This window comes from Citrobacter sp. VF227 (assembly GCF_052950715.1).
Genome location: NZ_JBRFVF010000004.1, coordinates 113,408 through 123,745, shown reverse-complemented (window position 1 = coordinate 123,745; position 10,338 = coordinate 113,408). Strand labels below are relative to the sequence as shown.

Sequence of the window (10,338 nt, the reverse complement as noted above, 5' to 3'; positions counted from 1 at the left end):
TGAGGCAATGTCGTGGATAAAGAACTACTGGATGCAGGTTATCGGGCCTATACCGGCGAGAAGATTGACGTCTACTTCAATACGACGATATGTCAGCATTCGGGAAACTGCGTGCGGGGAAGCGCAAAGCTTTTTAACCTGAAGCGTAAACCGTGGATCATCCCGGATGAAGTGGATGTCGCGACGGTGATTAAGGTCATCGATACCTGCCCGAGCGGTGCGCTGAAATATCGCCAGAAATAAGTGAGGGAACCATGGAGATTCTTGTAGGCCACAATAAGTTTTATGTGAATGATGCTGAGGGCAATCAGGTCGCCGAGATTGTCTTTGTGCCGACAGGTGAGCATTTGAGCATCATTGAGCATACCGATGTCGATCCCAGCCTTAAAGGTCAGGGTGTCGGCAAACTGCTGGTGGCGAAAGTGGTGGAGAAAATGCGCGCTGAAAACCGCAAAGTGATTCCGCTGTGTCCGTTTGCCAAACATGAGTTTGATAAGACCCGCGAGTACGACGATATTCGCGCTTGATTATCACACGAGCGCCGGAACGCATCCCCCATCCGGCGCATCACTCCCGATGTAGCAAATCCTGATAAATTCCCGTCAGCACTCCGCTTGGGCCAAATTCCTTTTTAATCCACTGAGTCACTCGACCGGTTGCCGAATGCTGGGTCGCCAGCAGCATCCGTGAGTCCTGACGCGGGTTGTGGATCTGCCGCGTGACCAGCAACGACTTTTCCATCGCCTCGCGCACCATATAGTCCGGCAGAAAACCGATACCCTCACCCAGAATCTGGCACTGGCATTTGGTATTAAAATCGGGAACCAGGATCGACTCCTGTCCGTGTAACAGCCAGCCGACCTTTTTGTTAATGGTGTGCGCGGTGTCTTCCACCATGATGTTCGGGTACAGGCGCAGCTGGCTCTCAGAGATGGGTTCAGGCATAAAGGCCAGCGGATGATCCGGTGCGATCGCAAACGACCAACGGATTGCGCCGATCTCGGTGTAATCAATCCCTCCGCCGTCCAGTAACGTATCGGGCGCACCGATGGCGATGTTGGCGAGGTTGTTGATGATCGAATCCCAGACGCCGTTATACACCTCGGTGGTGACGGTTATCTGGCAGGTTGGAAACTGTTTCTTAAGTACCTGCAGCAGCCGTGCGGTATGCTGCGGGGTGTAGAGCAACTGGTTAATGCAGATGCGCACCCGAGCCTCGATGCCCTGGGCGATGGTATCAATGCTGCGAGTACTGCGGGTAAACAGTACCACGTCCAGCCCTGTCTCCATTCGCTTGATGGTGTAGCTAATGGCGGAGGTGGTTAAACCCAGCTCCTCAGCGGCCTTGCTGAAACTGCTGTAGCGCGCCGCCATGGTGAACGCCAGCAGGTTCTCCTCGGTAAAAATTGAATTCATCCTCTCTCCTCCCAAGCCTCAAGGCTACCGCCCCCATACGATGATTGTTGAATGTATTTGTAATCCTTATACAGAGCAATCAGTTTTGAACAGAATTTAACACCAGTTTTACATTTGATTTGAAGGCAATCACACTTCTGTCCTTTAGTTGTAGGCCGCTATCTGCGCAGCATGCCGCTTTTTAACCTGGATGACTGATTAGCGCGTAAAAGAACGTCAGCCATAAGGGAAAGATTGCACTACAGCACGTTTTACTCTCATTATTAAATTGTGTTCAACAATCGCCTCGCTAACGATGAATGAAATTTAAGCGGATATTATTCTTATCACTCTGTTGCTATTCTCAGCTTATCGAAATTTTAAAAGCCTTAAAAACTGCAGGAGAGGGACTATGTCAGAGAAAGAACTCATTACTGAATTTTTGCTGGCGGCAGAGCAGGGCAATGCACAGGGATTAAAATCCTGTCTGGCAAAAAATGTGGATATTAATGCCACTAACCGCCAGGGGCGTACCGCCATAATTATCGCCAGTCTGAATAAACATTACGACTGTGTTTCTTTATTGATTGCCGCAGGTGCTGATATTAATAAACAAGATCAAACCTGCTTTAATCCATTCTTGATTAGCTGCCTGACGAATGACTTAACGCTACTGCGTTTGGTATTACCGGCTAACCCCGATCTTAATTGCCTGAGCCGTTTTGGCGGTGTGGGTATTACGCCTGCCAGTGAAAAAGGCCATGTGGACATCGTGCGTGAACTGCTGCTGCGGACCGACATCAATGTTAATCACACCAACTTTGTCGGCTGGACGCCGCTGCTGGAAGCCATCGTGCTGAATGATGGCGGTGCGAAGCAGCAGGAGATCGTCAAGCTGCTGCTCGACCATGGTGCGAATCCGCACATGACGGATAAATACGGTAAATCCCCGCTGGAATTGGCGCGGGAGAAAGGTTACCACGAAATTGCCGAGCTGCTGATTGCGGCCGGAGCCTGACCGAGGAGCGCCACTATCGCTACGCCATCACGGCGATGTGTACGGGCGTTAACCGCAGACGGCGCGTTTCTCGCTTTCCGGGGAATGGCACGGGTTGAACAGGTTTTTTCCCGCGCAGTAAACCTGTTAATACCTGAACAGCAGCAACTGCTGACGTTACTGAGTGAAGATTGTGATAACGCGCCTAACAGCTGTCGGCTGGCGCTGACGCATTGTGAAGACCTGTTTCACTCTGGTGAATGGGTCAGTTTTTCCGAGTCGGGGATAGCCGTTGGCAACGATAAATGGATAGAAACCTCCGGTTGTCTGCGGTGGCGCATACCACGGTGGACGCCAGATACAGTAAGCCTCGCTACAGTCTACTGGCAGCGCTGGGAAGGGGTTATCCGCCAACAGCTAACAAGCGACGACACATTATTTCTGTACCAGGGTGATAACCCGTTTTATCAGGAAATCACCCGTCAATTACTCAATCGCCGACAAAGATTACTGACGGCGTTGCATACAGGAGAAAATATCTCTACAGCGGTCAGTTATTTAATTGGTCTGGGGATTGGTCTGACGCCTTCATCTGATGATTATTTAGTGGGCTTAAGCACTATTCTATTTATTCCTGGACATCCGCTGAGGAAATATCGCGAAGATTTTTTAGCGGCCTTACAATGTGCCGGAAATAATACGACGCTACTCAGCAAAATAACGCTGCAGGAAGCTTTTCATCAACGTTTTCGGGAAAGCGTTGGGCGGCTGGTAAAACATATTATTACTGAGCAACACCCCGTTTCTACACAATATATTATTGACATTAAAAATATTGGCTCAAGTTCTGGCTGCGACATGCTGTATGGCATGGCGGATGCCTGTGCCCTGAGCTACAGGTCCGGAGGGAATTATGTCGATCAGGATAGTTGTTAAAAAGAATACGTATTTTGATTCTGTCTCACTGATGTCTATCTCTACACGCGCAAATAAGCTCGATGGCGTTGAGCAGGCGTTCGTAGCTATGGCGACAGAAATGAATAAGGGCGTGCTGAAGAATCTTGGCTTGCTCACGCCTGAGCTGGAAGAGGCGAAAAGTGGCGATCTGATGATTGTCATTAAAGGTGCCAGCGAAGCGGCGAACGACCAGACGCTGGTGGCGATTGAAGAACTGTTTACGCATAAAGAGCAGGGCGGCCAGCACGAAGCGCGCTATGCCACGCTCGCCAGCGCGAAGAAACATGTTCCTGACAGCAACCTGGCGGTGATCTCGGTCAATGGACTGTTTGCTGCGCGTGAAGCGCGTCAGGCGCTGCAAAATAACCTCAACGTGATGCTGTTCTCTGACAACGTCTCTCTTGAGGACGAGCTGGCACTCAAGCAGCTGGCGCATGAAAAAGGGCTGTTGATGATGGGGCCAGACTGCGGAACCGCCATTATTAACGGCGCGGCGTTGTGTTTTGGCAACGCGGTGCGTCGCGGCAACATCGGAATTGTCGGTGCGTCTGGTACCGGAAGTCAGGAACTGAGCGTACGCATTCACGAGTTTGGCGGCGGGATTTCCCAACTGATTGGTACCGGTGGACGCGATCTGAGTGAAAAGATTGGCGGCCTGATGATGCTTGACGCGATTGGCATGCTGGAGGCTGATCCGCAAACGGAGATCATTGCGCTGATCTCCAAACCGCCTGCGCCAGCGGTGGCGCGCAAGGTGCTGGAACGCGCGCGCGCTTGCCATAAGCCCGTTGTGGTGTGTTTCCTTGGGCGTGAAGCCGCACCTGCGGATGAAAAAGGCCTGCTGTTTGCACGCGGCACCAAAGAAGCGGCGCTGAAAGCGGTGCTGCTGACCGGCGTTAAAAAAGAGAGTTTGGATCTACATCCGCTCAACTGGCCGCTGATTGAAGAGGTCCGCGCCCGTCTGACCCCGCAGCAAAAGTATATTCGCGGCTTGTTCTGCGGTGGCACGCTGTGCGATGAGGCGATGTTTGCCGCCATGGAAAAACACGCGGAAGTTTACAGCAACATTCATCCGGATCCGGCGTTCCGCCTGCAAGATCTCAACCGCAGCGTCGGGCATACCTTCCTCGATTTCGGTGATGATGATTTCACCAACGGTAAACCGCACCCGATGATCGATCCCACCAACCGCATTAGTCGTCTGTTGCAGGAAGCGCGCGATCCTGAAGTCGGCGTGATCGTGATGGACTTCGTGCTTGGATTTGGAGCGCATGAAGATCCGGTCGGTGTGATGCTCGACGCGATTGTTGAAGCCAAAGCGATCGCTGCCGCAGACGACCGTCCGCTGGAGATCCTCGGCTACGTGTTGGGCACCTCCCTCGATACGCCGTCACTGGAAAAACAGTGCCAGATGCTGACCGATGCTGGCGTCATCTGGGCGAGCAGTAGCACCAACACCGGATTGCTGGCGCGTGAATTTATCTGTAAAGGGGAGGAAGCCTGATGAGCCAGACACTGTTTAACCAGCCGCTGAATGTGATTAATGTCGGCATCGCGATGTTCAGCGATGACCTGAAAAAGCAGAACGTACCCGTGACTCAGCTCGACTGGACGCCGCCGGGACAGGGCAACATGCAGGTAGTGGCCGCCCTGGACGAGATTGCCGATTCGCCGCTGGCAGACAAAATCGCTGCCGCTAACCAGCAGGCGCTGGAACGTATTATCCAGTCGCATCCGGTGCTTATTGGCTATGACCAGGCAATCAATGTCGTGCCGGGGATGACCCGCAACACCATCCTGCACGCCGGACCGCCGATCCGCTGGGAAAAAATGTGCGGCGCAATGAAGGGCGCGGTAACCGGGGCGTTGGTGTTTGAAGGCCTGGCGAAAGATCTAGATGAAGCCGCCGAGCTTGCCGCCTCCGGCGAAATTATCTTCTCTCCGTGCCACGAGCATGACTGCGTTGGTTCTATGGCGGGTGTGACGTCGGCGTCGATGTTTATGCACATCGTAGAGAACAAAACCTACGGCAACCGCGCATATACCAATATGAGCGAGCAGATGGCGAAGATCCTGCGCATGGGAGCGAACGATCAGAGCGTTATCGATCGTCTGAACTGGATGCGTGATGTGATGGGACCGATGTTGCGCGATGCCATGAAGCTGGCGGGAGAAATCGATCTGCGCCTGATGTTGGCACAGGCGCTGCACATGGGCGATGAGTGTCATAACCGCAACAACGCCGGGACGGCGCTGCTGATTCAGGCGCTGACGCCGTGGATTATTCAGACCGGTTATCCGGTTGAGCAGCAGCGTGAGGTGTTCGAATTCGTCCTTAGCAGCGATTACTTCTCCGGGCCGACCTGGATGGCAATGTGTAAAGCGGCAATGGACGCCGCCCACGGTATTGAATACAGCACCGTGGTGACGACGATGGCGCGTAACGGCGTTAAGTTCGGTCTGCGCATCAGCGGGTTGCCGGGGCAATGGTTTACCGGTCCGGCGCAACAGGTGATAGGTCCGATGTTTGCGGGCTATAAGCCGGAAGATTCCGGTCGTGATATCGGCGATAGCGCGATTACCGAAACCTACGGCATTGGCGGTTTTGCCATGGCGACGGCACCGGCTATCGTGGCGCTGGTGGGGGGAACGGTCGAAGAGGCGGTCGATTTCTCTCGCCAGATGCGCGAAATCACCCTCGGTGAAAACCCCAACGTCACGATTCCGCTGCTGGGTTTTATGGGGGTACCGACCGCGATAGATATTACACGCGTAGGCAGCACCGGTATTTTGCCGGTGATTAACACCGCAATTGCGCACAAAGACGCAGGGATCGGCATGATCGGCGCCGGAATAGTCCACCCGCCGTTCGCCTGTTTTGAAAAGGCGATCCTCAACTGGCGTGACCGCTACTGCTAATAACAACAATCGGGGCTAACGGCGTTAGCCCCACAGTAGCAAAGCGCAAAACGTTGCTTACCTGCAGGGCTGGGCGATCCCTGAGATCGCAAACGATGCTTAACCTGTGAAGGATATTCCATGAACAGCATAAAACTAGAATGGAAACGTGGTGACTGGGCGGCTTACTTCGGGCTGATGACCAACAACCTGACTAACCTGCTGACAATGATGGGGCTGCTCATTTTTGTCGTCGGGATCCCTACCGAAATTGTGTATGGGCGCATTGCGCCTGCCTTTGGTCTGGCGGTGCTGGTGGCCAGTGTCTGCTATGCCTGGTTTGGCCTGCAGATGGCAAAGCACACAGGGCGTAATGACGTGACGGCACTGCCGTCCGGACCGAGCGCACCGTCAATCTTTACCGTCACCTTCCTGGTACTGATGCCGGTTTATCAGCAAACCAAAGATGCCAACTTCGCGATCCAAATCGCGCTGGTGTGGTGTTTTGTCGAAGCGTTGATCCTGGTGGGCGGCTCCTTCCTGGGCGAGACCATCCGCAAGATGATCCCGCGTACGGTACTGCTTTCTTGTCTGTCCGGCCTGGGATTGCTGCTACTGGCGATGAACCCGATGCTGCAGGCATTTGAAGCGCCGACCGTCTCTTTCATCGTCTTGTTACTGATCTTCATTAACTGGTTCGGTAAGAAGCCGATTTTTGCCCGCATTCCTACCGGCTTACTGCTGCTAATTGCCGGTACGGCCCTGGCGTGGATCTCCGGTTTGCAAAGCCCGGAAGCGATTAAATCCTCGATGTCTTCCTTTGGCTTCAACCCGCCGGAAATTCATGTCGACAGCTTCCTGCAAGGTTTGCCGCACGCGCTGCCGTATCTGGCCTCTGCGGTCCCTTTGGGTCTGGCGAACTACATTTTTGACCTCGAGAACATTGAAAGCGCACATGCGGCAGGTGATGAGTACAACACCCGCAAGGTGATGATGGCGAACGGTTTCGCCTCCATGCTTGGCTGCATGCTGGGCAACCCGTTCCCGGTGACCGTGTATGTTGGGCATGCGGGCTGGAAAGCGATGGGCGCCAGCATCGGCTATACCTTGGCATCTGGTATCACCATGTTCCTGGTGCCGCTGTTTGGCCTGGGCGCGTTTATGCTCGCCATTATTCCGATGACCGCGATCGTGCCGATTCTGGTGTTTATCGGCGTAGTGACCGCCAATCAGGTGGTGCGAGAAACGCCCAAAGTCGAGGTTCCCGTGATCTTCATCTGCCTGTTCCCGTGGATCGCTAACTGGGCGCTAACCATCGTCAACAGCGTGATGGGCGCTGCCGGAACATCTGCGGGGAAACTGGGGAGCGATCTGCTGCACAGCAAAGGTGTCTATTACGACGGACTGGTGCATCTGGGTAGCGGCGCGCCGCTGGCCAGTATGCTGTGGGGCTGCGTCGCTATCTTCGCCATTATGAATAAGCCGTTACGCGGGGCGATTGCCGCAGCCTTTGGGGCGCTGTTATCGCTGTTTGGCGTGATCCACTCCCCGGCGGTTGGCTTTGCTGAAGGCAGCTCGATGATGTTTGTTGTGGCCTACCTGATGATGAGCGGCATGTTTGTCCTCAAGCATGTTCTTGATAGCCGTGAAGCGGTGACTGCGCCTGAGCAGGAACCGTCAAAAACGACCTGAATCGCCTGTAAGCGGAAGATAACACTATGAAAGAACTTGTGGTCGTTGCCATTGGCGGCAACAGCATTATCAAAGATAACGCCAGCCAGTCGATTGAGCACCAGGCTGAGGCGGTGAAGGCAGTGGCGGATACGGTGCTGGAGATGCTGGCATCGGACTACAACATTGTGCTGACACACGGTAACGGGCCGCAGGTAGGGCTGGATCTCCGGCGTGCGGAAATCGCGCACGAACGTGAAGGACTGCCGCTTACCCCACTGGCAAACTGCGTCGCCGATACGCAGGGCGGCATCGGCTATTTGATCCAACAGGCGCTGAACAACCGTCTGGCACGACGCGGCGAGCAAAAGGCGGTCACGGTGGTCACGCAGGTGGAGGTCGACAAAAACGATCCGGGCTTTGCTAACCCGACCAAGCCTATCGGGGCGTTCTTCAATGAAGCGCAGCGTGACGAGCTGCTGCGAGTCAACCCGGGCTGGCATTTTGTGGAGGATTCGGGGCGCGGCTACCGCCGGGTTGTGGCCTCCCCTGAACCAAAACGTATTGTTGAAGCAGAGGCGATCAAAACGCTGACACAGCAAGGCTTTGTGGTGATTGGCGCGGGCGGTGGCGGGATCCCGGTGGTGCGTAGCGATCAGGGGGATTACCAGAGCGTGGACGCAGTGATTGATAAAGATCTCTCCACGGCGCTGCTGGCGCAGGAGATTTGCGCCGACATTCTGGTGATCACCACCGGCGTCGAGCAGGTCTGTATTCATTTTGGCAAACCCAATCAGCAGGCGCTGGATACGGTGGATGTCGCCACGATGACGCGTTATATGCAGGAAGGGCATTTCCCGCCGGGCAGCATGTTACCCAAGATCGTTGCCAGCCTGACGTTCCTGGCGCGTGGCGGTAAGCGGGTGATCATCACCACGCCGGAATGCCTGCCCGCCGCACTGCGCGGTGAAACGGGCACCCATATTGTCCATTCCTGAGAGGAGATGCGAATGAAGGAAAGTAACAGCCGTCGTGAATTTTTAAGTCAGAGCGGAAAAATGGTGACCGCTGCCGCGCTTTTTGGCGCAGTGGCCCCGGTCGCGTATGCTGCTAATCCTGTCGGGAACACCTGCGGGGCGAAGAGCACAATGACGATTAATGATAAGCACTATTACCTTGATAACGTCCTGCTGGAAGTGGGGTTTGATTACGAAAACTCGGTGGTGGTGCATACCCGTACCGCGCTGCAAACTGTTGAAGTCCAGGACGGGAAAATTGTTGCGCTGCGCGAGAATAAGCAGCATCCGGATACGACGCTGCCGCACTACGATGCAGGTGGAAAGCTGATGTTGCCCGCCATGCGCGACATGCACATCCATCTGGATAAAACCTTTTACGGCGGTCCGTGGCGTTCACTGAACCGCCCGGCGGGCACCACCATTCAGGATATGATTCGTCTGGAACAAAAGCTGCTGCCTGAACTCCAGCCTTATACCCAGGAGCGCGCGGAAAAGCTCATCGATCTGCTGCAATCCAAAGGCACCTCGATCGCCCGCAGCCATTGCAATATCGAACCGGTTTCCGGGCTGAAAAACCTGGAAAACCTGCAGGCGGTGCTGGCGCGTCGCCAGTCGGGTTTTGCCTGCGAAATCGTGGCGTTTCCACAACATGGCCTGCTGTTATCAAAATCTGAACCACTGATGCGCGAAGCGATGCAGGCGGGGGCGCATTATGTCGGTGGTCTGGACCCAACCAGCGTGGATGGGGCGATGGAAAAATCACTCGATACCATGTTCCAGATAGCGCTCGATTACAACAAAGGCGTGGATATCCATCTGCATGAAACCAGTCCGGCAGGCGTAGCGGCGGTGAATTACATGGTGGAAACGGTTGAGAAAACCCCGCAACTGAAAGGCAAGCTGACCATCAGCCATGCGTTTGCGCTGTCTACGCTGAACGAACAGCAGGTGGATGAACTCGCAACCCGCATGGCGGCGCAGCAGATTACCATTGCTTCGACGGTGCCGATTGGCACGATGCACATGCCGCTAAAACAGCTGCGCGACAAAGGCGTGGAAGTGATTACCGGGACCGACAGCGTGATTGACCACTGGTCGCCGTACGGCCTGGGGGATATGCTGGAAAAGGCGAATCTGTACGCGCAGCTCTATATTCGCCCGAACGAACTCAATCTGTCGCGGGCGCTGTTCCTTGCAACCGGCGATGTGCTGCCGCTTAACGATAAAGGTGAGCGCGTCTGGCCGAAAGCGCAGGATGAAGCCAGCTTTGTGCTGGTGGATGCCTCCTGCTCATCGGAAGCGGTCGCGCGAATCTCTCCACGTACCGCGACCTTCCATAAAGGGCAACTGGTGTGGGGGAATGTCGCAAGCTAGTTTGGTTTTCCGCGCAGCGGCAATCGC

10 protein-coding genes are annotated in these 10,338 nt (G+C 54.7%); 9 read left to right on the top strand and 1 reads right to left on the bottom strand.

From position 1 onward, the window contains the following. The first annotated feature begins 12 nt into the window (after positions 1 to 12). Both yjdI and ACU8YC_RS15120 read left to right on the top strand, forming a co-directional pair. Positions 13 to 243: a 4Fe-4S mono-cluster protein YjdI gene (yjdI, locus tag ACU8YC_RS15125; RefSeq protein ID WP_187253160.1), complete on the top strand. Its 231-nt coding sequence runs from the start codon at positions 13 to 15 to the stop codon at positions 241 to 243. Between the two features lie 11 nt (positions 244 to 254). Next, positions 255 to 527 (top strand): GNAT family N-acetyltransferase, encoded by a 273-nt coding sequence (locus tag ACU8YC_RS15120; protein ID WP_016154302.1) that lies wholly within the window; start codon positions 255 to 257, stop codon positions 525 to 527. 40 nt (positions 528 to 567) lie between these two features. On the opposite strand, the gene ACU8YC_RS15115 is transcribed toward ACU8YC_RS15120, so the two are convergent. Next, positions 568 to 1,416: a LysR substrate-binding domain-containing protein gene (locus ACU8YC_RS15115; protein ID WP_446895500.1), complete on the bottom strand. Its 849-nt coding sequence runs from the start codon at positions 1,414 to 1,416 to the stop codon at positions 568 to 570. 391 nt (positions 1,417 to 1,807) lie between these two features. Here ACU8YC_RS15115 and ACU8YC_RS15110 point away from each other — a divergent pair, with 391 nt between their 5' ends. The 7 genes from ACU8YC_RS15110 (at position 1,808) to ACU8YC_RS15080 (ending at position 10,311) form a co-directional block, all read left to right on the top strand. Beyond that, positions 1,808 to 2,413 carry an ankyrin repeat domain-containing protein gene (locus tag ACU8YC_RS15110; RefSeq protein WP_151218304.1) on the top strand — a complete coding sequence of 202 codons (606 nt, stop codon included), beginning with the start codon at positions 1,808 to 1,810 and terminating at the stop codon, positions 2,411 to 2,413. 84 nt (positions 2,414 to 2,497) lie between these two features. Further along, positions 2,498 to 3,328 carry a DUF2877 domain-containing protein gene (locus tag ACU8YC_RS15105; RefSeq protein ID WP_446895499.1) on the top strand — a complete coding sequence of 277 codons (831 nt, stop codon included), beginning with the start codon at positions 2,498 to 2,500 and terminating at the stop codon, positions 3,326 to 3,328. Beyond that, complete coding sequence (fdrA, locus tag ACU8YC_RS15100) at positions 3,306 to 4,853, top strand: acyl-CoA synthetase FdrA (RefSeq protein ID WP_151224291.1); 1,548 nt, start codon at positions 3,306 to 3,308, stop codon at positions 4,851 to 4,853. Before ACU8YC_RS15105 ends, fdrA begins: the two co-directional genes overlap by 23 nt. Beyond that, positions 4,853 to 6,268: an oxamate carbamoyltransferase subunit AllG family protein gene (locus ACU8YC_RS15095; protein ID WP_446895498.1), complete on the top strand. Its 1,416-nt coding sequence runs from the start codon at positions 4,853 to 4,855 to the stop codon at positions 6,266 to 6,268. Before fdrA ends, ACU8YC_RS15095 begins: the two co-directional genes overlap by 1 nt. Before the next feature lie 120 nt (positions 6,269 to 6,388). After that, positions 6,389 to 7,939 (top strand): xanthine permease, encoded by a 1,551-nt coding sequence (locus ACU8YC_RS15090; RefSeq protein ID WP_187253158.1) that lies wholly within the window; start codon positions 6,389 to 6,391, stop codon positions 7,937 to 7,939. A gap of 26 nt (positions 7,940 to 7,965) precedes the next feature. Beyond that, positions 7,966 to 8,916, top strand: a complete 951-nt coding sequence (locus tag ACU8YC_RS15085) for a carbamate kinase family protein (protein WP_446895497.1) — start codon at positions 7,966 to 7,968, stop codon at positions 8,914 to 8,916. Between the two features lie 12 nt (positions 8,917 to 8,928). Next, a complete protein-coding gene (locus tag ACU8YC_RS15080) occupies positions 8,929 to 10,311 on the top strand; it encodes an amidohydrolase family protein (protein WP_446895496.1) in 1,383 nt (460 codons plus the stop codon). Positions 10,312 to 10,338: the final 27 nt, after the last annotated feature.